This window comes from Priestia sp. JNUCC 25 (assembly GCF_053667915.1).
The window spans coordinates 40,001-62,836 of the sequence record NZ_CM132211.1; the positions used below are offsets into that span (position 1 = coordinate 40,001).

Below are 22,836 nucleotides of genomic sequence, written 5' to 3' on the forward strand. Positions count from 1 at the left end.
GTCGAGCAGGGACGAAAGTCGGGCTTAGTGATCCGGTGGTTCCGCATGGAAGGGCCATCGCTCAACGGATAAAAGCTACCCCGGGGATAACAGGCTTATCTCCCCCAAGAGTCCACATCGACGGGGAGGTTTGGCACCTCGATGTCGGCTCATCGCATCCTGGGGCTGTAGTCGGTCCCAAGGGTTGGGCTGTTCGCCCATTAAAGCGGTACGCGAGCTGGGTTCAGAACGTCGTGAGACAGTTCGGTCCCTATCCGTCGTGGGCGTAGGAAATTTGAGAGGAGCTGTCCTTAGTACGAGAGGACCGGGATGGACACACCGCTGGTGTACCAGTTGTCTTGCCAAAGGCATCGCTGGGTAGCTATGTGTGGACGGGATAAGTGCTGAAAGCATCTAAGCATGAAGCCCCCCTCAAGATGAGATTTCCCATAGCGCAAGCTAGTAAGATCCCTGAAAGATGATCAGGTTGATAGGTCAGAGGTGGAAGCGTGGCGACATGTGTAGCTGACTGATACTAATCGATCGAGGACTTAACCAAAACTTTAAAAGCGTAAGCTTTACTCAGCAAACTGTTACCTAGTTTTGAGAGAGCAATCTCTTGTCTGGTGGCGATAGCGAAGAGGTCACACCCGTTCCCATACCGAACACGGAAGTTAAGCTCTTTAGCGCCAATGGTAGTTGGGACTTTGTCCCTGTGAGAGTAGGACGTTGCCAGGCACCTGAAAAAGGACTAGCTATTTTAGCTAGTCCTTTTTTTATTATTCACAGAGTATAAGCTATCTACATAAAATGGGTTAAATGAACTGCATAAAGAAGTTGCATCTTGTCGATACTTATTTAGTGGAGGTGGAGAGTAATGGAAAAACAAATTAAAACATGTTCCGTTTGTCATGAACAGCATACAAAGGGTATTGAGGTGTTTTCCAGCTTTATATGCCAACACTGCGAGGTAGAGATTGTAGAGGTGGATTCATCTCATTTTCGTTATCAATTGTTAGTAGATCAATTAAAGAGAATATCAGGAGCGTTTTCTTACTAAAAGCCCTTTTTTATAAGGGCTTCTTTATATGGTTCAAAAAAATCATCTAAGTTTGTTATAATGAAAGAAAAATGAATTTTGATAGGAAAAATACTTACATATTATATTCTTTTATCAAGTTAACAATGTTATATTTACAAAAAGTAAGGAATGGATGTATGGATACATATTTACCTTTATATAACTGTTTAGTAAGGCACAGCGAAAAGAGGTCACTCTCTTATCACGTGCCCGGCCATAAAAATGGTCAAATTCTACCTTCACATATTCAGTCTTCTTACGCAGACTTTTTGCAATACGATCTAACAGAAATTAGCGGATTAGATGATTTACATGAAGCAGAATCTGTTATTAAAGAAGCACAAGAGTTAACGGCAAAGTTGTATGGAGTAGATGAAAGCTTTTTTTTAGTTAATGGTTCTACTGTAGGCAATCTCGCAGCAATTTTATCTCTTTGTCAAGAAGGAGATAAAATTGCTGTCCAAAGAGATTCTCATAAATCTATTTTTAATGCTATTGCTTTATCAAAGGCATCACCTATTTTTTTAGCTCCTGAAATAGATTCAAAAACACATCTTAGTACAGGTGTATCCATTAAAACAATTAAGGCGGCTTTAGAGCATTCTGAGGATATAAAAGCATTTGTGTTAACAAATCCTACTTACTACGGGGTAGCGCGAGATTTAAAGGAGATCATTGACTTTATTCATGGCTACAATATTCCTATAATTATTGATGAAGCTCATGGAGCCCATTTTATTTTAGGCAATCCTTTTCCTTCTTCAGCTGTTACGTATGGAGCCGACCTTGTCGTTCAGTCAGCACATAAAACGCTGCCAGCTATGACAATGGGTTCTTATTTACATATGCAAGGAACATTAGTAAATAAGCAAGCCGTGCGGCATTATCTACAAGTACTGCAGTCAAGCAGTCCTTCATACCCTATTATGGCTTCTCTCGATTTGGCACGTTATTATCTTCAGCAGTTTACACAGCATGATATCGATAGAATGACTGACAATATTCATTCGTTTGCTGAAAAAATTAATGAGATTGATACACTTTCAACTATCGATGTGAAAACAGATCAAACTGCTACCGACCTTTTGAAAATGACGTTGACTTGTTCGGCGGCAACAGGATATCATTTGCAAAAGGAACTGGAAAAGCAAAATATTTATACAGAACTAGCTGACGTTAACTATGTATTGTTTGTTCTACCGTTAAGCAGCAGTTGGGATTTTAATGATACAATTAAGCGGGTTAGACAAGCAGTAGAGAATATACAGCGTAAGTCATATGAAAAACCACTAATCAAACCATTTCGTTTTTCAAGAGCAACCGTTCTCCTGTCTATGGAAGAAAGAAAACTAAGATCAAAGCATATGTGTTCGTTTGAAGAAGCGATTGGGTGTGTAAGCGCACAATCTGTTATTCCATATCCTCCTGGAATTCCTATTTTAATGGAGGGAGAAACGATTACGAGCAATCATATTGACTATATTTTGCATATTCAAAGGTTAAACGGTCATATTCAAGGCGGCTCTTGTATGGAAAAAGGAAAGATAGAAGTATTTAAATAGAGAAAGGAATTTATACATGTCAGGAACGTTTATTACATTCGAAGGGCCAGAGGGTGCTGGTAAGACGACCATCATCCATATGGTTCAACAAAAATTAATACAAGAGGGCTATACCATTGTATTAACAAGAGAGCCTGGAGGCATACGAATTGCTGAACAAATTCGTGAAATCATCTTAAATCCATCTAACACGGAAATGGATGCCAGAACCGAAGCACTTCTTTACGCTGCGGCTAGAAGACAACATCTTGTGGAAAAAGTGATTCCTGAGCTAAATAAAGGGAATATAGTATTATGTGACCGTTTTATTGATAGCTCACTTGCTTATCAAGGAAATGCGCGGGGTATAGGCGTAGAAGATATTTTTGCTATCAATCAATTTGCTATTGAGCAAACGATGCCACAGGCCACTTTATATTTTGATATTGAGCCTGAGGTAGGGTTAGAAAGAATTAATAATGGTCGAAAAGATGAGATTAATCGATTAGATTTAGAATCCTTAGACTTTCATTACAAAGTACGAGATGGATATTTATCTCTTTTGAGTGAATTTCCAGAGCGTATTCGAAGAATTGATGCAAATCAATCCGTTGAAAAAGTCTGTGAAGAAGCTTATAAACAAATAAAATTGATTTTAAAATAAATACAGATGATCGTTATTCTTGCTATACTATTCTTAACAAAAAAGTAAAATGAGGTGTTATTCATGAAATTAGTAATGGCCGTTATTCAAGATTCAGATAGCTCAAAGCTTTTAAATGCACTTGTAGAAAGAGGGTTTCGTTCAACCAAATTATCAAGTACGGGCGGATTTTTAAAATCAGGGAATACAACAATTATGATTGGTACAGATGATCATAAAGTAGATGAAGTACTTGATATTATTAAGGGCCAATGTGAAAACCGCAGACAGATGATTTCTCCTGTGGCACCGATGGGCGGTAATGCAGATTCATACATTCCGTATCCTGTTGAAGTTGAAGTGGGCGGAGCTACAGTATTCGTACTACCAGTAGATCAATTTCATCAATTTTGAGAGAGAAGATTTTAAATAGAAAGTGATGATTGAATGGGAAATACATGGGAACAGCTTGAAGCTCTTCAGCCGAACGTATTAAAGATTTTGCAAAACAGCTTACTTAAAGAGCGAGTTGCTCATGCTTATTTATTTGAAGGAAGCAAAGGAACAGGTAAAAAACAAATTAGTTTTTTGTTTGCTAAAGCGCTGTTTTGCCAAAATCCAGTTAATCATAGGCCATGTCATGAGTGCAGTAACTGCCGGCGAATTGATTCAGGTAATCATCCAGATATTCACTTGATTGAGCCAGCTGGTCTATCGATTAAAAAAGAGCAAATTCAATTCTTGCAATCAGAATTCACAAAAACTGGTGTTGAATCTAATAAAAAGTTATATATTGTGAATCATGTTGATAAAATGACAGTAAGCGCAGCAAATAGTTTACTGAAATTTTTAGAAGAGCCTGGCAACGGAACTTATGCAATTTTATTAACAGAAAATATACAGCGCTTATTAGATACGATTATCTCACGTTGCCAAGTAATATCATTTCGATCTCTTACACCAGAACAGTTAGCTGAAAAACTAGTAGAAAATGGCCTTTCGGCAGTAGATGCGTCCATCTTGTCTAATTTAACAAACAGCATTGATGAAGCAATTGAATTAAGTAAAGATGAATGGTTTGGACTTGCAATAAAGTTAGTGATACAATTATATGAAGTGTTAACAACGAGACCTCAACAAGCTCTTCTTTTTATTCATGAAAAGTGGGTAACACATTTTAAAGAAAAAGAACAAGCTCATATTGGTTTAACTTTATTGATGCTTCTTTATCGTGATTTGTTGACGCTGCAAGTTGGACAAGAGTCTAAAATCGTCTATCGTCATAAAATAGAAGAATTAAAACAGCAAGCTCTTCAGACAACGCAGGAAAAAGCGATTTATCGCTTAGAGGTTATCTTGAAGGCCAAAAATAAATTAAATTCAAATATGAATCTACAGTTATTAATGGAACAGCTGGTGTTGGATTTGCAGGAGGGATAAAAGCTTGTATGATGTAGTAGGCGTTCGCTTTAAAAAAGCGGGAAAAATATATTATTTTGACCCTGGAGAACTTACAATTCCAGATGGTGAGTTTGTTATTGTAGAAACAGTTCGTGGTGTTGAATTTGGCAGAGTGGTTATTAATAAAAAGCAAGTAAGTGAACATGATGTCGTACTTCCTTTAAAAAAAGTAATCCGCATTGCCGAACAAAAAGACAGGCTGATTGTGGATGAAAATAAACAAGCTGCTAGAGAAGCGTATGACGTATGCGTGCAAAAAATTCAATCACACGATTTAGATATGAAGTTAGTAGATGTAGAATATACGTTTGATCGTAATAAAGTCATTTTTTATTTTACAGCAGACGGCCGTATTGATTTTAGAGAGTTAGTTAAAGATTTAGCTGCTATTTTCCGTACGCGAATTGAGCTTCGTCAAATCGGTGTACGAGACGAGGCAAAGCTGTTGGGCGGGATAGGTCCTTGTGGACGTATGCTATGTTGCTCAACGTTTTTAGGTGATTTTGAGCCGGTTTCTATTAAAATGGCCAAAGACCAAAACCTATCGCTTAATCCAACGAAAATTTCTGGTTTATGCGGACGTTTAATGTGTTGTTTAAAATATGAAAATGATGAGTATGAAACGGCAAAAGAACAGCTTCCTGATATAGGCTCAACAATTAAAACTTCAGATGGTTCAGGACGTGTAGTGGGGTTGAATATTTTGGAAAGAATTATTCAAGTGGAACTGTCAGATCACGAACAAATTTTAGAGTATACTCTGGATGAGATCAATAATGAAGGTGCTGTTTCGTTTCAAGCCACAGATTAACGAGGTGGGCAAAGGTGGATAAAAAAGAGATTTTTGATTCGGTGACAAACATGGAGGAACAAATTGGTCATTTATATAAGCAGTTAGGTGAGTTGAAAGAGCATCTTGCTGAGCTAATTGAAGAAAATCATCACCTGCAAATAGAAAATGATCATTTGCGCCGTCGCCTTGACCAGACAAACTTCGAAACGAAGCTGAAAAATAGACATTCAAAAGCAAGCGCTCAAACAAAAGAGCAAAAACAAATTGATATCGGAGAAGGATATGACAATTTGGCTCGCCTTTACCAAGAGGGTTTTCATATTTGTAACATTCATTATGGAAGTGTGCGTAAAGATGGAGACTGTTTGTTTTGCTTGTCATTTTTAAATAAAAAGTAACAACACCTCTCCCTTTTGGAGAGGTTCTTTTTATGAGTAAAAGATATAAATAATAGATGTACAAGGAGAAGAACGACTATGGTTGAGTTATATGGAGATGAACGTTTAGATTATCTATTAGCCGATGAGGAGATGCGCATTATTCAAAGTCCGTCTGTCTTTTCCTTTTCATTGGATGCTGTGCTTTTATCTCACTTTGCTTATGTCCCAATTCGTAAAGGTAACTTGGTTGATTTATGTTCAGGAAACGGTGTAATCCCACTGTTTTTATCTAAACGAACAAAGGGAAAAATCATTGGTGTAGAAATTCAAGAGCGGCTACACAGTATGGCGCAAAGAAGTATTGCGTATAATCAGCTGGACGGACAGATTAAAATGATACATGGCGATTTAAAAAATGCGCCTCAAGAACTGGGTTATGGAAAATATGATGTTGTAACATGTAATCCTCCTTATTTCACCACATCCAATAAAGAAGAGATAAATGAAAACGAACACTTTGCAATCGCTCGCCACGAAATTCATTGTTCGTTGGAAGATGTGATTAGAGCCAGCAGTCAACTAGTGAAGCAAGGCGGAAAAGTGGCATTAGTTCACCGTCCAGGAAGACTATTAGATATCGTTACGTTAATGAGGCAGTACCGTTTAGAGCCAAAGAGACTTCAGTTTGTCTATCCTAAAGATGGGAAAGAAGCAAATACACTTTTAATTGAAGGTACGAAGGATGGAAGTCCAGATTTAAAGATTCTTCCTCCGCTTGTGGTCTACCAAGATAATGATGAATACACGGACGAATTAAAAAGGATTTTATATGGAACAAAATAATCATTATTTTTATGTAGTTGAATGCAAGGACTGTACGTATTACGCTGGTTACACGAATAATTTGCAAAAACGTATTTCTGTCCATAATGAAGGAAAAGGGGCAAAATATACGAGAGCAAGAAGGCCTGTTTCACTAATTTGGCATGAGGTGTTTACTTCTAAAACAGAAGCTATGCAAAAAGAATATTGGTTCAAACAGTTAAGCAGAGTACAAAAACAGGCTTACATTCGAAGGGAGCAAGAAAAGCAGAATGAAATCACAAAAAAGTTATGATGTATCAAATGAACGAGGCGTTTTATATTTAGTTCCCACTCCTATTGGAAACTTAGAGGATATGACATTTCGTGCGATTCGAATTTTAAAAGAAGTTGATTATATTGCCGCAGAAGATACGAGACAAACGAAAAAACTATGTAACCACTTTGAGATCGATACGCCTATTACAAGTTATCATGAACATAATAAACATACAAAAAGTGAACAGCTGTTAAGCGACTTAGACGGTGAAAAAAATATTGCTTTAGTAAGCGACGCGGGCATGCCTTGTATTTCAGATCCCGGTTATGAGTTAGTGGTAGCTGCCGTTAAAAAAGGGTATACGGTTGTTCCGCTGCCGGGGCCTAACGCAGCATTAACAGCTTTAATTGCTTCGGGACTACCTACAGGGCAGTTTTATTTTTATGGATTTTTAAACAGAAATAAAAAACAGCGTAAAGAACAGCTTCAAGAGCTTCAGTATATTAAGGAAAGCATGATATTTTATGAAGCCCCTCATCGATTAAAAGAAACACTAAAGAGTATAGAAGAAATTTTAGGGAACCGATCTATTGTGTTATGTAGAGAGTTAACAAAACGCTATGAAGAATTTTTAAGAGGAAGCGTATTAGAAGCAATTGAATGGACAAATGCCACAGATATTAGAGGCGAATTCTGCTTAATTCTTGAAGGGACAAATGAAGAAGCGCCAGATGAAAGTAATCTATGGTGGGAACAGCTCACCATTATCGAGCATGTTGATCACTATGTAGAAGAAGGACTTTCAAACAAAGAAGCTATTAAGCAAGTGGCAAAAGACCGAGATGTGTCAAAGCGAGACATTTATAGTGAATATCACGTACATTAAAAAAAGCTGTCTATCATAGACAGCTTTTCGTTTTATTTAGAAGCTTGTAAAGAATCTTGAAGTTCTTTCATGATTTGTTCTGCACCTTCACGGCTTAGAATTAATTTGCCGCTAGCAAGTTGAATGTTATCATCAGATACTTCACCTGTTACTTGGCAAGTCATGTTTGGTTTGTATTTTTTTAAGATGATGCGCTCTTCATCTACATAGATTTCTAGAGCATCTTTCTCTGCAATTCCTAATGTACGACGTAATTCAATTGGAATTACTACGCGTCCTAATTCATCAACTTTACGAACAATACCTGTAGATTTCATGTTAATCGTTCTCCTCTCAGTAATCATTTTTCTATGTTATTACTTTCGTCATTATTCGACAATTTCAACGTACTTTCATAATACCAGCGTTTCCAAAACTAGTCAATCATTTTATATGTAAAAAAATGTAGCTGGTAAAAAATTTTTTTCGACTTGTTTACAAGCTAATTGTGACCGTCAGTCAAGGAATGACAAGGGGTTTCATTGGAAAAAAGATTAATCGTCTAAATAGCTTGATATTAACTATTTTGAAGATAGGGTAAATATAATTCGACATAAAACGACAAAATTAGACCTATTTGTCGTTTTCATCAAAGTGACTTTTTGAATGAGGGTATATTTTATATAAAAATAGGGCGAAGCTGATACAATTAACAGGATTATTTTTTGGAAAAATAACGATTATTTAAAAATGAAGTGAATCAGTCATATTCCCGTGTATATAGGAAGAGAATGTTTTGAAATTATCATGTAAAATAGTATGATAGATAGTAGAATAAGAAGACAGGGTTTATATGATTACATACATATAAATCAAAATGTTGAAATGGAATGTTGGAGGTTATGAACATGGCAGATGGAAATAATACATTTTATATTACTACGCCGATTTATTATCCGAGTGGTAAATTACATATAGGGCATGCATACACGACGGTAGCGGGAGATGCAATGGCTCGTTATAAACGTTTGAGAGGGTTTGATGTACGTTATTTAACAGGTACAGATGAACATGGTCAAAAAATTCAGCGAAAAGCAGAAGAGAAAAACGTGACACCTCAGCAATACGTAGATGATATTGTATCTGGAATCAAAGAGCTGTGGGATAAGATGGATATTTCGTATGATGATTTTATCCGTACAACGGAACCAAGACATAAAGAAATCGTGGAAAAGATTTTCGCACGCCTTTTAGAACAAGGTGATATTTATCTTGATGAATATGAAGGCTGGTATTCAGTTCCCGATGAGACGTACTATACAGAGCATCAGCTAGTAGATCCAATCGTTGAAAATGGAAAAGTTGTAGGCGGAAAAAGCCCGGATAGCGGACACCCTGTAGAGCTCGTTCGAGAAGAGTCCTATTTCTTTAAAATGGGGAAATACGTAGATCGTTTACTAGCTTTTTATGAAGAAAACCCTTCATTTATTCAACCAGAGTCCCGTAAAAACGAAATGATCAATAATTTTATTAAGCCTGGCCTTGAAGACTTAGCTGTTTCTCGCACGACGTTTGATTGGGGGGTAAAAGTTCCAGGTAACCCAAAACACGTTATTTACGTATGGATTGATGCGCTTTCTAACTATATCACCTCTCTTGGGTATGATACAGAGAACGATGAAAACTATCGAAAATATTGGCCGGCTAACGTACATTTAGTAGGAAAAGAAATCGTACGTTTCCATACTATTTATTGGCCAATAATGTTGATGGCACTTGATTTGCCACTTCCTAAGAAAGTATTTGCTCACGGCTGGTTATTAATGAAAGATGGAAAAATGTCGAAGTCAAAAGGGAATGTAGTAGACCCAGTGACATTGATTGACCGCTATGGATTAGATGCCCTTCGTTACTACTTACTTCGTGAAGTTCCATTCGGTTCAGACGGTGTATTCACACCAGAAGCGTTTGTTGAACGTATTAACTTTGACTTAGCAAATGATCTTGGCAACCTAGTTAATCGTACAGTGGCGATGATTAATAAGTATTTTGATGGTGTTATTCCGACTTATGAAGGCAATGTAACAGAGTTTGATGCACTTATCGTCCAAGCTCAAAAAGATACAGTGAATAAATATGAAGAAGCGATGGAAGATATGGAGTTTTCAGTGGCCCTTGCTTCTATCTGGCAATATGTAAGCCGCACGAATAAATACATTGATGAAACGCAGCCTTGGGCGTTAGCAAAAGATGAGAATAAGCGTGCAGAACTTGCTTCCGTTATGACACATCTAGCTGAATCAATTCGTCACATTGCGGTATTACTGCAGCCATTCTTAACGCGTACGCCTGAGAAAATTTTTGCTCAGATTGGTGTAAAAGAAGATGTATTAAAAACGTGGGAAAGCACGACGCGTTTTAATATGCTTAAAGAAGGCACAAAAGTAGAAAAAGGTGAGCCAATGTTCCCTCGTCTAGATCGAGAAGAAGAGGTAGCGTTTATTAAAGAGCAGATGCAAGGGAGTGCTCCAAAGGAAGAAAAACCTGTTGTGAAGGAAGAGCCTTCTGAAGAGATTATGATTGATGATTTCATGAAAGTAGAGCTTCGTGTAGCGCAAGTTACGCAAGTAGAACCAGTTAAAAAGGCAGATAAACTATTAAAGCTGCAGCTTGATCTTGGCTATGAAAAACGCCAGGTTGTATCAGGTATTGCCAAGTTTTATAAGCCTGAAGAATTAGTAGGTCGAAAAGTAATTTGTGTAACCAACTTAAAACCTGTGAAACTGCGCGGTGAACTATCACAAGGAATGATTTTAGCGGGGGAAGATGAGAATGGTCTTTCACTAGCAAGCGTAGATCAAAACTTAGCAAACGGCACGAAGATAAAATAAGTATAGGTAAAAGGGGTGTTTCACGTGTAACATGCGAGGACCCCCTTTTATTCATGGAAAGGATCGATTAGATGTTATTTGATACACATGTTCATTTAAACGCAGAACAGTATGAAGATGATTTGCAAGAAGTAATTAATCGTGCGTTAGAAAAAGGTGTTCAAAACATGGTAGTTGTTGGATTCGATGAACCTACCATCAAAAAGGCTATTCAAATAGCTGAAACGTATGACTTTATCTATGCTAGTGTAGGATGGCATCCAGTAGATGCAGTTGATATGACGGATGAGCACTTAGCTTGGATTGAAGAGTTAGCTCAGCATCCGAAAGTTGTTGCTTTAGGAGAAATGGGATTAGACTACCATTGGGATAAATCACCTAAAGAAGTTCAAAAAGACGTATTTCGCCGTCAAATTCGCTTAGCTCGCAAAGTGAATTTACCTATCATTATTCATAATCGTGATGCAACGGAAGACGTGGTAACCATTTTAAAAGAAGAGCACGTAGAAGAAGTAGGCGGGATTATGCATTGCTTCACGGGCAGTATTGAAGTAGCGAAGCAGTGTATGGATATGAATATGTATATTTCTTTTGGCGGACCTGTTACTTTTAAAAATGCGAAAAAGCCAAAAGAAGTTGCTACAGAGCTTCCTTTAGATAAACTATTAATTGAAACAGACTGTCCTTATCTAACTCCTCATCCATTCCGCGGCAAGCGCAATGAACCTGGTTATGTTTCATACGTAGCAGAGCAAATTGCAGAGTTAAAAGGTATAACGTATGAAGAATTAGCTGCTATTACAACAGCTAACGCCAAAAAGCTATTTGGCATTAATGATTAAAACTTTTTCTCATATAACAATCATTTTCGTGTTAAAGTAAAGATAGGCGCAGAGGAGAATGTTATCCTCTGCCTTTTTCAGTTAAAATAACAGGTAGATGTTTTTTAATTTAGTTGATAATAAGATAAAACGTTGATTTCATAGAAGAAAAATGATGTGCGTAACGAGCATTTCATTTTTACTGAAAAGCAAATGAACAAAACTGAATGTTTTGGAGGAAGCAATGAAGATTAAAGAAATTATTGTAGTAGAAGGCCGAGATGACACTGTAGCGATTAAACGTGCAGTGGATGCGGATACCATCGAGACAAATGGATCAGCTGTAAATGAAGAAACCATTGAGAAAGTAAAATTAGCTCAAAAAACAAGAGGCGTGATTATTTTTACAGATCCAGATTATCCAGGACAGCGAATTCGAAATATTGTTTCAGAACGTGTTCCCGGATGTAAACATGCATTCTTAGATAAAGAAGAGGCTCGCCCTAAAAATGGCAAAGGTATTGGAGTTGAACATGCTTCTATTGCATCTATTCAAAAAGCACTAGAAGATGTGAAGCAAGAGTGGATGGGGGCAGCTATGGAGATTTCTCAAGAGGATTTAATCGTAGCTCGTTTGATAGGAGATAGTAAAGCCAAGTCTCGACGTGAAAGAATAGGGAAGTTATTAAAAATTGGTTATGCCAACGGAAAGCAGCTCCATAAACGATTACAGATGTTCCAAATTTCAAAAGAGGACTTTATCAGAGCTGTTGAGCAGATAAATAAGGAGGAAAAGGGATCGTGTTAAAAGATATTGCAACGCCTAATCGAACCAAGGAAATTTTAAAGAAATACGGTTTTACATTTAAAAAGAGTTTGGGACAAAATTTTTTAATTGATACGAACATTTTACATCGTATTGTTGATCATGCGGAAATAACAGAAGAAACGGGAGCTATTGAAATTGGACCTGGTATCGGTGCCTTAACTGAACAGCTAGCAAAGCGCGCAAAAAAAGTGCTGGCATTTGAAATCGATCAGCGTTTGCTTCCAATTTTAGCTGATACTCTTTCTCCTTACTCAAATGCAAAAGTTATTCATCAAGATGTGTTAAAAGCCGATTTAAAAGGGACGCTCGAACAAGAATTTGAAAACATAGAAGATTTAATGGTCGTTGCGAATTTACCGTATTACGTGACGACACCCATTTTGATGAAATTATTAGAAGAGCAAATTCCGGTACGTGGAATCGTCGTTATGCTTCAAAAAGAAGTTGCCGACCGTATAGCAGCTAAACCGGGAACAAAAGAGTACGGTTCACTTTCTATTGCGATTCAATACTATACAGAGGCTGAGACGGTTATGATCGTGCCTAAAACAGTGTTTAATCCGCAGCCTAATGTAGATTCAGCTGTTATTCGATTGTTGAGAAGACCAAAGCCCGCGGTAGAAGTACAAGATGAAGCATTCTTCTTCCAAGTTGTACGAGCAAGTTTTGGACAGCGTCGAAAAACAATTTTAAACAATCTAGTGAACAACTTGCCAAATGGTAAGCAGAAAAAAGCGGACATTGAGCAAGCACTTTCAACTGCTGAAATTGATCCGAAACGAAGAGGCGAAACTTTATCTATTCAAGAATTTGGAAAGCTAAGTGATCAACTTTTAAAATCATTTCGCTAAATCATCACATTTTTATCATGAAGTCATAGGCTATGAAGAGAATTTATTTTTGAAGTAGCAAAGACGGAGTGAAGCATATGAACATCAAAATTGGTGATATAGTTACACGACCTTCTTATCAAAGAGATTTGCTTTTTCGTGTTATAGCTATTAATGACAGCGAAGCGGGGAAATATGCGACTTTAATAGGGGAAGACGTTCGGTTGATCGCCGACGCTCCTTGTACAGATCTAGAGGTTGTGGATGCTAAAGAACAGGATCAAAGAAAAAAACAAGAAGAAGAACTTTTAGAAAGATCTTTGGAGCTTATTCAACAGGATTATCGGCTCGTTCGAGAGAAAACTGAATATAGCATGACAAATGGATACAGCCATTCACATCGCTTATTTCAAATTCCAGGAAAGGTCCTGCACGTAGACGGAGACCCTAATTATTTACGTAAATGTTTGTTGGTTTACGAAAAAATTGGTGTTCCTGTTTATGGTGTTCATTGCGTCGAGTCAGAAATGCCGGAGAAAGTTGGAAAGCTAATTGAGGATGTAAGACCCGATATTCTGGTGCTGACAGGCCATGATGCCTATTCCAAAGGAAAAGGAAATAAAGATGATCTCCTTGCTTATAGACATTCCAAGCACTATATTCAAACAGTCCAAGAAGCAAGAAAAAGAGTTGGTAATTTAGATCAGCTGGTGATTTTTGCAGGTGCCTGTCAATCGCATTTTGAATTATTGATTCAAGCTGGAGCAAACTTTGCTAGTTCACCTTCACGTGTAAATATTCATGCGCTTGACCCTGTGTATGTAGTAGCAAAACTAAGTTTTACTCCTTTCACGGATCGTATTAATGTATGGGACGTCTTACGTAATACATTAACGGGTGCTAAAGGTTTAGGAGGAGTAGAAACAAAAGGGCTGCTTCGCACGGGCATGCCTTATGAAAGCGATGAGTAGAAATAAAAACAACTGGTTACAGCATGTACACGCATGATGTGCAACCAGTTGTTTTTTCGTATGAAGCCAAAGTATACGCTTAATTATACAAAATCATTTTCAATATTTGCTAAAGATATACATATTTCGTTGAAAAACGAGCATACTAACAGCGAAATGTAGATTCATGTTGAAAATTATTTATTGACACAATTAGAGATAGATTGTTATAATTTTATGTTTTTGACTATTTTTCTAACATGTGTTACACTATACATAGTGAGGTGGACCAATATGGCGAAAACTTTGTCTGATATTAAGCAAGCGCTGGATTTGCACCTAGGCCAACGATTAACTTTAAAAGCAAACGGTGGTCGTAGAAAAACAGTAGAACGTTCAGGTGTATTAACAGAAACGTACCCATCTGTTTTTATCGTTGAATTAGATCAAGAGGAAAACTCTTTGGAGCGCGTTTCGTATAGTTACGCAGATGTGTTAACGGAAACAGTGCAACTAAAATTTTTCTAAGAATGACATAGGCAATATAGCAAGTGGTGATGAGCAGTGGACATTGGTTTACTGCTTTTTTATTGGTCTTTTTTTCAAATTATATATGCATTATTTTTTATACATACTATACATATCGTCCTCGCGTTTCTTATGTAAAAGAGCGAGGAGATTCAGGTTGAAATTTCATTTTATACGTAAAGGAGCCATGTGCAATGTCAAGGCGTAGAGGGATTATGTCATCGAAGCTGAAAGAAGAACTGGCTAAAGAACTTGGTTTTTACGATACTGTACAAGCAGAAGGCTGGGGCGCTATTCGGGCAAAAGACGCAGGCAATATGGTGAAGCGAGCTGTAGAGCTTGCACAGCAGCAGCTAAAGCAATAGCATAGTGAAAATCAATGCTTATACGACTATTTAAAGTGAAATGAGGAAAACCGAAGTGTATAACCGCTTCGGTTTTTTTGTCCCAAAATGAAAGATAAAACAGAGGATTAAACAAAGATGTTTAAATGAACAGCTATATCTTGTTCATTTTATGATAAAATAGCGTTAAACTCGATAAGATGAAGTAGGTGAAGTAAGTTGAAATTAATGGTGAAAGCACCGGCTAAAATAAATTTGTCACTTGATGTGTTACATAAACGTCCAGATGGTTACCATGAAGTTAAGATGATTATGACAACAATTGATTTAGCGGACAGAATTGAACTTTCTGACCGTGAAGATGGACGAATTGTTATCTATTCTCATAATCGCTTTGTTCCAGATGACCAGCGAAATCTCGCTTATCAGGCAGCGCAGATTTTGAAGCGACGTTATAACATTTCAAAAGGTGTAAATATATTAATTGATAAACATATTCCAGTAGCTGCTGGATTAGCTGGAGGCAGCAGTGACGCGGCTGCTACATTACGCGGTTTAAATACGTTATGGGAATTAGGGTTATCATTAGACACACTTGCAGAAATAGGGGCTGAGATTGGCTCTGACGTATCTTTTTGCGTGTACGGAGGGACAGCTCTTGCTACAGGGCGCGGAGAGATTGTAGAGCATATTGAGGCACCTCCAAGCTGCTGGGTGATTTTAGCTAAGCCTGAAATAGGTGTTTCTACAGCAGATGTATATCGAAACTTAAAAATTGAAGAGATGGATCATCCTAAAGTAGATGAGATGGTTCACGCCATACAATCAGGAAATTATGATCAAATGTGTAGCCTTGTAGGAAATGTATTGGAAGCAGTAACGCTGAAAATGCATCCGGAAGTAGCTCTCATTAAAGAACAAATAAAGCGTTTTGGCGCCGATGCTGTGCTCATGAGCGGCAGTGGGCCAACTGTATTTGGACTTGTACAGCATGATTCACGTATGCATCGCATTTATAATGGATTACGTGGCTTTTGTGATAAAGTTTATGCAGTTAGGCTACTAGGTGAACGAATAACGCTTGAATAAATCCGTATGTTAATGTTATATTTACATTACAATATTCGGATTTTCAGGAGGATGTTATGAAGTTTCGACGTAGTGGACGATTAATTGATATGACCAACTATTTCATTCAAAACCCTCAGCGCCTTATCCCTCTTACGTATTTTGCAGATAAATATGATTCCGCAAAATCATCTATTAGCGAAGATATGGCGATTATTAAACAAACTTTTGAACAGCAGGGTATCGGAACTTTGGTTACGCTACCAGGGGCTGCCGGCGGAGTTAAATTCATTCCAAAGATGACGAATGAAGAAGCCGGTCAGCTTGTTCAAGAATTATGTGGGTTGATTGAAAAACCTGAGCGTTTACTGCCAGGTGGATATTTATATTTAACTGATATTTTAGGGAACCCCCGCGTTGTGAATAAAATCGGTCGCTTGTATGCATCGCTTTTTGCTAACCGCAAAATCGATGTGGTGATGACTGTAGCAACAAAAGGTATTCCTATTGCGTATGCGGTTGCTCAGTATTTAGACGTGCCCGTTGTTATTGTGCGCAGAGACAGTAAAGTAACTGAAGGATCGACCGTTAGTATTAACTACGTGTCGGGTTCATCTAAGCGCATTCAAACGATGCTGTTAGCTAAAAGAAGTTTAGCGGTGGGGTCAAATGTACTCATCATTGATGATTTCATGAAAGCTGGCGGTACTGTAAATGGAATGGTTAGCTTGCTTGAAGAGTTCGATGCAACTGTTGCTGGTATTGGAGTTTTAGTAGAATCAGAAGATATTGAAGAACGTTTAGTGGATGAGTATGTGTCCCTTGTACAATTAACAGATGTAAATATCAAAGATAAACAAATTCGTGTACAAGAAGGCAATTACTTAAAATATATTTGATCAAGTAAGGGAGAGGAACATATGTTACAGGTTCAAACAAAAAATGCACCGCAAGCTATTGGTCCATATTCACAAGGAATTGTTGTGAATAACTTGTTTTACAGTTCAGGTCAAATTCCACTTCGTCCAGATGGTACGTTGGTCGAAGGAGATGTTCAAGTACAAGCTACTCAAGTATTTGAAAATCTAAAAGCAGTTCTTGAAGAAGCTGGAGCTTCTCTAAATACAGTTGTAAAGGCAACCGTGTTCATTAAAGATATGAACGACTTCGCAGCGTTAAATGAAGTCTATGGCGACTACTTTGGCGACCATAAGCCGGCACGTTCATGTGTAGAAGTAGCGAGACTACCTAAAGATGTACTTGTTGAAATCGAAGTTATTGCGCTCGTTAAAGGGTAATTAAATTAACAAATTTCTAACAAAAAGCAAGTAACTTCCAATTGTTCACTTTTTTTGCGAAAATTTTCTAAAAATTTTTTCTGAATAGCAGGAAAACACAAAATTCTGTGGAATTAAGTATGTAAAGCTTCGCATAGAAAAAGGTGGTGAACAAGATGGAAGTAACTGACGTAAGATTACGCCGCGTGAACACTGAAGGACGTATGAGAGCGATTGCTTCAATCACATTAGATGGTGAATTTGTTGTTCATGATATTCGTGTGATTGATGGTAATAATGGCTTATTTGTAGCCATGCCAAGTAAACGTACACCGGATGGTGAGTTCCGTGATATTGCACATCCAATCAATTCAAATACTCGCGGAAAGATTCAAGATGCTGTTTTAGCAGAATATCATCGTTTAGGTGAGGTAGAAGTTGAATTTGAAGAAGCGGGTGCTTCGTAAACATATGATACATTAAGAGTCTACTGAAAAGTAGGCTCTTTTCTTTTTGATTACCACTTATATAATTTCACACCTTTGTAAAACTTTAGCATTACCAAAAAATAAAATTCATGACTTATAAATGATTCCTTGAAATGCTGTCATTTTTGATATAATATTCTTAATGGATAAAAAGGTAAAATTGGAGGCCTGTTATGTCAAAAAGATATGCAGTCATATTGGCAGCTGGTCAGGGTACACGTATGAAGTCATCTTTATATAAAGTGTTACACCCTGTGTGTGGCAAACCGATGGTGCAACACGTAATTGATCAGTTATCACGTTTGGATTTAACAAATTTAATTACAGTTGTAGGTCACGGTGCCGAAAAAGTGAAATCACATGTTGGAGATAAAAGCTTATTTGCTTTACAAGAAGAGCAGTTAGGAACAGCTCATGCAGTAATGCAAGCAGAATCTTTACTTGCACATGAAAAAGGTACGACAATTGTTGTATGTGGAGATACTCCGCTTATTACAGCTGAAACAATTGAATCTTTATTAAAGCATCATGAAGCAACAAATGCAATGGCAACTATTTTAACAGCTCATGCAGAAGATCCAACAGGATATGGACGCATCATTCGAAATGAACAAGGGTCTGTTGAAAAGATTGTTGAGCATAAAGATGCCACGGAACAAGAGCGTCTTGTACAGGAAATTAATACTGGCACGTATTGTTTTGATAATGAGAAATTATTTGAGACACTTTCAAAAGTTTCAAATGATAATGTACAGGGAGAGTATTATTTACCTGATGTTATCGAAATTCTAAAAAATGAAGGTCAAATTATTTCTGCATATCAAACATCCGATTTTGCTGAAACATTGGGCGTTAATGATCGATTTGCTCTGTCTCAAGCAGAAGAAACAATGAAAAAGCGCATCAACAAGCAGCATATGTTAAATGGAGTGACGATTGTGGATCCTTCTAACACGTACATTTCAGCAGATGCTGTCATTGGCAGAGATACGTTTATTTATCCTGGTACGGTTATTCAAGGAACAGTTGTAATTGGAGAGAATTGTGAAGTAGGACCTAACAGTGAAATTAAAGACTGCAAAATAGGTAATAATACTTCTATTCGCCATTCTGTTGCTCACGATAGTGAAATTGGTCACGAAGTCACAATTGGCCCATTTGCACATATTCGTCCTCAATCATTAATTGGAGATGAAGTGCGCGTAGGAAACTTTGTGGAAATTAAAAAAGCATCTTTTGGCAAAGGTAGCAAAGCTTCTCATTTAAGTTATATTGGAGACGCAGAGGTCGGAAAAGGTGTAAACTTAGGGTGCGGATCTATTACAGTTAACTACGATGGGAAAAATAAATTTTTAACAAAGATTGAAGATGGGGCATTCGTAGGATGTAACTCAAACTTAATTGCACCTGTAACAATTGGTGAAGGCGCCTATGTTGCAGCTGGTTCAACCGTAACGGATGATGTGCCAGGAAAAGCATTATCAATTGCTCGTGCGAAACAAGTAAATAAAGAAAACTATGCTGAAAAGCTTGATATTAATAAAAAATCCTGACGGAGGTTTCACAATAAAATGTCAAATGTATATGCTGATGAAAATTTAAAGTTATTTACGCTAAATTCAAACAAGGCTTTAGCTGAAGAGATCGCAAAAGTAATTGGTGTGGAATTAGGTAAATGTTCGGTTGATCGTTTCAGTGACGGTGAAATTCAAATTAACATTGAAGAAAGTATCCGTGGTTGTGATGTATTTATCATTCAATCAACAAGTGCTCCAGTTAACGAACACTTAATGGAATTATTAATTATGATTGATGCATTAAAACGTGCATCCGCTAAAACAATTAACATCGTTATGCCTTACTATGGCTATGCTCGTCAGGATCGTAAAGCTCGTGCACGTGAACCAATCACTGCCAAATTAGCAGCAAATATCATTGAAAAAGCGGGAGCTACTCGTATTATCACATTAGATTTACATGCTCCTCAAATTCAAGGTTTCTTCGATATTCCAATTGACCATTTAGTAGGTGTTCCAATTTTAGGTGAATACTTCAAGAGTAAAAACCTTGATGACGTTGTGGTTGTATCTCCGGACCACGGTGGCGTAACGCGTGCTCGCCGTTTAGCGGAACGTCTAAAAGCGCCGATCGCTATCATTGACAAACGTCGCCCACGTCCAAACGTAGCAGAAGTTATGAACATTGTTGGACAAGTGGAAGGAAAAACAGCAATCTTGATTGATGACATGATTGATACAGCTGGTACAATTACAATTGGTGCAAGTGCATTAATTGAAGCAGGTGCAAAAGAAGTATATGCTTGTTGTACACACCCAGTGCTTTCAGGCCCTGCGATTGAGCGTATTCAAAACTCTACAATCAAAGAGCTAGCTGTAACAAACTCTATTGCTTTAACAGAAGATAAGAAAATTGATAAAGTAACAGAACTTTCAGTAGCTCCGTTAATCGGTGAAGCGATTATTCGTGTTCACGAAGAGCAATCAGTTAGTACATTATTTGATTGATAAATAGAACCTCTTTCCATTTGGAAAGAGGTTTTTTTGAAAAAAATTTAAATGTGCTAACCCTTGATTTTAAAGCGCTTTGGACGGAATGACTAAAGATATATTACTGTTCAAACTGGGTTTCATGTTTAGCAACCTTCTAAAAAGGGTACATTTTAAGTAGAAAACATACTGGAAGGTGAATAAAATGAGTATTTCAATTCAAGCAAATAAAAGAACGGATTTCAAAAATTCTACAAATAGAAAGATTCGCGACGAAGGAAACTTCCCAGCGGTTGTTTACGGAAATAAAACAGAATCCACACCTATTTACTTAAACAGTGCTGATTTTATTAAGACTATTCGTGAAGCAGGACGCAATGGAGTGTTAACATTACAAGTGGATAAGCAAAAATATTCCGTAATGTTACATGATATTCAAACTGATCCATTAAAAAACGAAATTGTCCACGCCGATTTCCAAGTGGTCGACATGAAGAAAGAAATTGATACTGAAGTTTCTTTATCTCTAGTAGGAGAAGCAAAAGGAACAAAAGAAGGCGGCGTATTACAGCAGTCTCTATATCAAATTTCATTAAAAGGCTTGCCGCAAGATATCCCATCATCTATTGATGTAGATGTATCAGATTTAGGAATTAATGATACAATCACAGTAGCGGATATTAAGGTAGATAAAAAGCTAGAAATTACGCATGGTGCAGAAGATACAGTTGCTTCTGTACTACCTCCTCAACAGGAAGAAGAGCCGGACAGCGGCGAAGTTCAGGATGCTGAAGGCGATGTTGAAGCAACAAAAGAAAAAGATAACGAAGAATAATATAAAAAGACGTAACCAAAAGGTTACGTCTTTTTGTGTGAATTGATTATAATAAAAGTGATACTATATAGTAATGTAAAACATTAAAGACATTTACCTATTATGTACAACTTACATAGAGTGGAAAGGAGTATCTATTTTGAAATTAATCGTTGGTTTAGGAAATCCTGGAAAAGAATATGACCGTACTCGTCATAACATAGGATTTATGGCAATTGATAAAATTGCTGAACAGTTTATGATTTCATTAGATAAAACAAAGTTTAACGGAATATATGGAACAGGTATAATAAAAGGAGAAAAAGTCATATTATTAAAGCCTCTAACATATATGAATTTATCAGGAGAAAGTATTCGCCCGTTAATGGACTATTTTGATATAGACGTCGAAGACTTGCTTGTTATTTACGATGACTTAGATTTACCGTGCGGAAAAGTAAGATTGCGTACAAAAGGAAGTCCGGGCGGCCATAACGGAATAAAATCAATTATTCAGCATTTAAAAACCCAAGAGTTTAACCGAATTCGTATTGGAATTGATCGTCCGAAAAACGGTATGAAAGTAGTTGATTACGTACTAGGGCGCTTTACAGAAGATGAAATGGTTCATATGGAAGAAGCGATGAAAACGTCTGTACACGCGAGTGAAGATTTTTTAGGTAAAACGTTCTTAGAAGTAATGAATCGCTATAATTAAGTAGAATAAAATTTCTCTCAATCGTCCATACTAACACTAAAAGATTTGGGAGGATTTGTATGTCTATTCATTATTTCTGTAGACATTGTGGCGCAAAAGTCGGTATGATAGAAAAGACAGCTCACAATACAGAAGCACTCGGTTTTAATCACCTAACCGCAGATGAACGAAAAGACTTTATTCACTACCATAATAGTGGAGATATCGTGGTTAAAATTATTTGTGAAGACTGTCAAGAAGCGCTAGAACGAAATCCAGACTATCATCAGTACGAAACATTTATACAATAAAAAGCTTTGGTCTCAAACCAAAGCGTTTTTCTGTTTAGTTTAGACATATCATGGGAGGAGGGAATTCCTTTGCGAGGGATTAGACAGCAATTTGAAGAAAATAAAGAAATTGGAGCTGTTGTCAGCAGTTTAGAAGAAGGTTTGAAAGAACAGTTAGTAACGGGAATTTCCGGTTCAGCTCGATCTGTATTAATGGCACTCTTAAATGAGGATAAAAAATACCCCTTATTAGTAGTGACTCATAATTTATATCAAGCTCAAAAAGTGTATGAAGACCTTTTGCATCTTTTACCGGAAAAAGACGTTTTCTTATACCCTGTTAACGATTTAGTTGCTACAGAAGTGGGGATTGCAAGTCCAGAATTAAAGGCTCAGCGAATTGAAGTACTCAATTATTGGAGTCAACATACAGGTGGAGTAGTTGTAACACCGCTTGCAGGAATTCGAAAGCTGCTGCCTCCTAAAGCAAGATGGGAGCAAACACAGCTGCCGTTTCAAATGGGAATTGACATCGACGTTGATCATTATTTAAAAAGGTTAGTTGAGTTGGGCTATGAGCGGGCATCGATGGTTTCAGCTCCGGGTGAGTTTAGTGTGCGCGGAGGAATCATTGACATTTATCCGTTAACAGAAGAGCTACCTGTCCTGAACTGAACC

Annotated in this window: 28 protein-coding genes and 2 rRNA genes (1 of these 30 running past the window's edge); 29 read left to right on the top strand and 1 reads right to left on the bottom strand. The window is 37.3% G+C overall.

The annotated features are described in order from the left end of the window. From JNUCC25_RS00225 to rsmI, 12 genes are all read left to right on the top strand, one after another. Positions 1–538: ribosomal RNA gene (locus JNUCC25_RS00225) — 23S ribosomal RNA — on the top strand; it begins 2,398 nt to the left of the window's first position. Positions 539–601: 63 nt separating this feature from the next. Then, positions 602–717, top strand: a 5S ribosomal RNA gene (gene rrf / locus JNUCC25_RS00230). A 139-nt stretch (positions 718–856) separates the two neighbouring features. Then, on the top strand, positions 857–1,039 hold the full coding sequence (locus tag JNUCC25_RS00235; protein ID WP_013054842.1) for a sigma factor G inhibitor Gin: 183 nt from the start codon (positions 857–859) through the stop codon (positions 1,037–1,039). Positions 1,040–1,197: 158 nt separating this feature from the next. Further along, positions 1,198–2,622: an aminotransferase class I/II-fold pyridoxal phosphate-dependent enzyme gene (locus JNUCC25_RS00240; protein WP_029325197.1), complete on the top strand. Its 1,425-nt coding sequence runs from the start codon at positions 1,198–1,200 to the stop codon at positions 2,620–2,622. Positions 2,623–2,638: 16 nt separating this feature from the next. Further along, positions 2,639–3,265: a dTMP kinase gene (tmk, locus tag JNUCC25_RS00245; RefSeq protein WP_013054844.1), complete on the top strand. Its 627-nt coding sequence runs from the start codon at positions 2,639–2,641 to the stop codon at positions 3,263–3,265. A 63-nt stretch (positions 3,266–3,328) separates the two neighbouring features. Beyond that, positions 3,329–3,658 (top strand): cyclic-di-AMP receptor, encoded by a 330-nt coding sequence (locus JNUCC25_RS00250; RefSeq protein ID WP_013054845.1) that lies wholly within the window; start codon positions 3,329–3,331, stop codon positions 3,656–3,658. Between the two features lie 33 nt (positions 3,659–3,691). Then, positions 3,692–4,684, top strand: a complete 993-nt coding sequence (gene holB, locus JNUCC25_RS00255; RefSeq protein ID WP_013054846.1) for a DNA polymerase III subunit delta' — start codon at positions 3,692–3,694, stop codon at positions 4,682–4,684. A gap of 4 nt (positions 4,685–4,688) precedes the next feature. Further along, positions 4,689–5,516, top strand: a complete 828-nt coding sequence (locus JNUCC25_RS00260; RefSeq protein ID WP_013054847.1) for a PSP1 domain-containing protein — start codon at positions 4,689–4,691, stop codon at positions 5,514–5,516. A gap of 14 nt (positions 5,517–5,530) precedes the next feature. Continuing rightward, on the top strand, positions 5,531–5,896 hold the full coding sequence (gene yabA, locus JNUCC25_RS00265; RefSeq protein ID WP_013054848.1) for a DNA replication initiation control protein YabA: 366 nt from the start codon (positions 5,531–5,533) through the stop codon (positions 5,894–5,896). Positions 5,897–5,974: 78 nt separating this feature from the next. Continuing rightward, a complete protein-coding gene (locus JNUCC25_RS00270; protein WP_013054849.1) occupies positions 5,975–6,721 on the top strand; it encodes a tRNA1(Val) (adenine(37)-N6)-methyltransferase in 747 nt (248 codons plus the stop codon). Beyond that, positions 6,708–6,995 (top strand): GIY-YIG nuclease family protein, encoded by a 288-nt coding sequence (locus JNUCC25_RS00275; RefSeq protein WP_013054850.1) that lies wholly within the window; start codon positions 6,708–6,710, stop codon positions 6,993–6,995. The genes JNUCC25_RS00270 and JNUCC25_RS00275 overlap by 14 nt, the downstream gene beginning before the upstream one ends. After that, the gene (gene rsmI / locus JNUCC25_RS00280; protein ID WP_029325198.1) at positions 6,973–7,845 is read left to right on the top strand and encodes a 16S rRNA (cytidine(1402)-2'-O)-methyltransferase; all 873 of its coding nucleotides are present in this window, start codon (positions 6,973–6,975) and stop codon (positions 7,843–7,845) included. The genes JNUCC25_RS00275 and rsmI overlap by 23 nt, the downstream gene beginning before the upstream one ends. A gap of 32 nt (positions 7,846–7,877) precedes the next feature. Here rsmI and JNUCC25_RS00285 read toward each other — a convergent pair whose 3' ends face one another. Continuing rightward, complete coding sequence (locus JNUCC25_RS00285) at positions 7,878–8,168, bottom strand: AbrB/MazE/SpoVT family DNA-binding domain-containing protein (RefSeq protein WP_170836841.1); 291 nt, start codon at positions 8,166–8,168, stop codon at positions 7,878–7,880. Between the two features lie 564 nt (positions 8,169–8,732). Between JNUCC25_RS00285 and metG the strand changes: the two genes are divergently transcribed. From metG to JNUCC25_RS00370, 17 genes are all read left to right on the top strand, one after another. Beyond that, positions 8,733–10,715, top strand: coding sequence for a methionine--tRNA ligase (gene metG, locus JNUCC25_RS00290; protein WP_025601514.1), 1,983 nt, complete (start codon positions 8,733–8,735; stop codon positions 10,713–10,715). 71 nt (positions 10,716–10,786) lie between these two features. Beyond that, the gene (locus JNUCC25_RS00295) at positions 10,787–11,557 is read left to right on the top strand and encodes a TatD family hydrolase (RefSeq protein WP_013054854.1); all 771 of its coding nucleotides are present in this window, start codon (positions 10,787–10,789) and stop codon (positions 11,555–11,557) included. Between the two features lie 223 nt (positions 11,558–11,780). Then, positions 11,781–12,344 (top strand): ribonuclease M5, encoded by a 564-nt coding sequence (gene rnmV / locus JNUCC25_RS00300; protein WP_013054855.1) that lies wholly within the window; start codon positions 11,781–11,783, stop codon positions 12,342–12,344. Next, positions 12,338–13,216 carry a 16S rRNA (adenine(1518)-N(6)/adenine(1519)-N(6))-dimethyltransferase RsmA gene (rsmA, locus tag JNUCC25_RS00305; RefSeq protein ID WP_013054856.1) on the top strand — a complete coding sequence of 293 codons (879 nt, stop codon included), beginning with the start codon at positions 12,338–12,340 and terminating at the stop codon, positions 13,214–13,216. The genes rnmV and rsmA overlap by 7 nt, the downstream gene beginning before the upstream one ends. Positions 13,217–13,293: 77 nt before the next feature. Then, on the top strand, positions 13,294–14,166 hold the full coding sequence (gene yabG / locus JNUCC25_RS00310) for a sporulation peptidase YabG (protein ID WP_025601509.1): 873 nt from the start codon (positions 13,294–13,296) through the stop codon (positions 14,164–14,166). A 273-nt stretch (positions 14,167–14,439) separates the two neighbouring features. Then, a complete protein-coding gene (gene veg / locus JNUCC25_RS00315) occupies positions 14,440–14,673 on the top strand; it encodes a biofilm formation stimulator Veg (RefSeq protein ID WP_013054859.1) in 234 nt (77 codons plus the stop codon). 194 nt (positions 14,674–14,867) lie between these two features. Then, positions 14,868–15,038, top strand: coding sequence for a small, acid-soluble spore protein, alpha/beta type (locus JNUCC25_RS00320; protein WP_013054860.1), 171 nt, complete (start codon positions 14,868–14,870; stop codon positions 15,036–15,038). Positions 15,039–15,236: 198 nt separating this feature from the next. Continuing rightward, a complete protein-coding gene (gene ispE, locus JNUCC25_RS00325) occupies positions 15,237–16,106 on the top strand; it encodes a 4-(cytidine 5'-diphospho)-2-C-methyl-D-erythritol kinase (protein ID WP_013054861.1) in 870 nt (289 codons plus the stop codon). A 56-nt stretch (positions 16,107–16,162) separates the two neighbouring features. After that, positions 16,163–16,984, top strand: coding sequence for a pur operon repressor (purR, locus tag JNUCC25_RS00330; protein ID WP_013054862.1), 822 nt, complete (start codon positions 16,163–16,165; stop codon positions 16,982–16,984). Between the two features lie 21 nt (positions 16,985–17,005). Beyond that, positions 17,006–17,383: a RidA family protein gene (locus JNUCC25_RS00335; RefSeq protein ID WP_013054863.1), complete on the top strand. Its 378-nt coding sequence runs from the start codon at positions 17,006–17,008 to the stop codon at positions 17,381–17,383. Positions 17,384–17,538: 155 nt separating this feature from the next. Next, positions 17,539–17,829: a septation regulator SpoVG gene (spoVG, locus tag JNUCC25_RS00340; protein ID WP_013054864.1), complete on the top strand. Its 291-nt coding sequence runs from the start codon at positions 17,539–17,541 to the stop codon at positions 17,827–17,829. A gap of 194 nt (positions 17,830–18,023) precedes the next feature. Beyond that, positions 18,024–19,403 (top strand): bifunctional UDP-N-acetylglucosamine diphosphorylase/glucosamine-1-phosphate N-acetyltransferase GlmU, encoded by a 1,380-nt coding sequence (gene glmU, locus JNUCC25_RS00345; RefSeq protein WP_013054865.1) that lies wholly within the window; start codon positions 18,024–18,026, stop codon positions 19,401–19,403. Positions 19,404–19,421: 18 nt separating this feature from the next. Next, complete coding sequence (locus JNUCC25_RS00350; protein WP_013054866.1) at positions 19,422–20,375, top strand: ribose-phosphate diphosphokinase; 954 nt, start codon at positions 19,422–19,424, stop codon at positions 20,373–20,375. Between the two features lie 187 nt (positions 20,376–20,562). Next, entirely contained in the window at positions 20,563–21,192 is a 630-nt protein-coding gene (locus JNUCC25_RS00355) for a 50S ribosomal protein L25/general stress protein Ctc (RefSeq protein ID WP_029325200.1), read from the top strand. 139 nt (positions 21,193–21,331) lie between these two features. After that, positions 21,332–21,889: an aminoacyl-tRNA hydrolase gene (pth, locus tag JNUCC25_RS00360; protein WP_013054868.1), complete on the top strand. Its 558-nt coding sequence runs from the start codon at positions 21,332–21,334 to the stop codon at positions 21,887–21,889. A gap of 59 nt (positions 21,890–21,948) precedes the next feature. Beyond that, entirely contained in the window at positions 21,949–22,179 is a 231-nt protein-coding gene (locus JNUCC25_RS00365; RefSeq protein ID WP_013054869.1) for an anti-sigma-F factor Fin family protein, read from the top strand. A gap of 69 nt (positions 22,180–22,248) precedes the next feature. Next, the gene (locus JNUCC25_RS00370) at positions 22,249–22,833 is read left to right on the top strand and encodes a hypothetical protein (protein ID WP_454222653.1); all 585 of its coding nucleotides are present in this window, start codon (positions 22,249–22,251) and stop codon (positions 22,831–22,833) included. Positions 22,834–22,836: the final 3 nt, after the last annotated feature.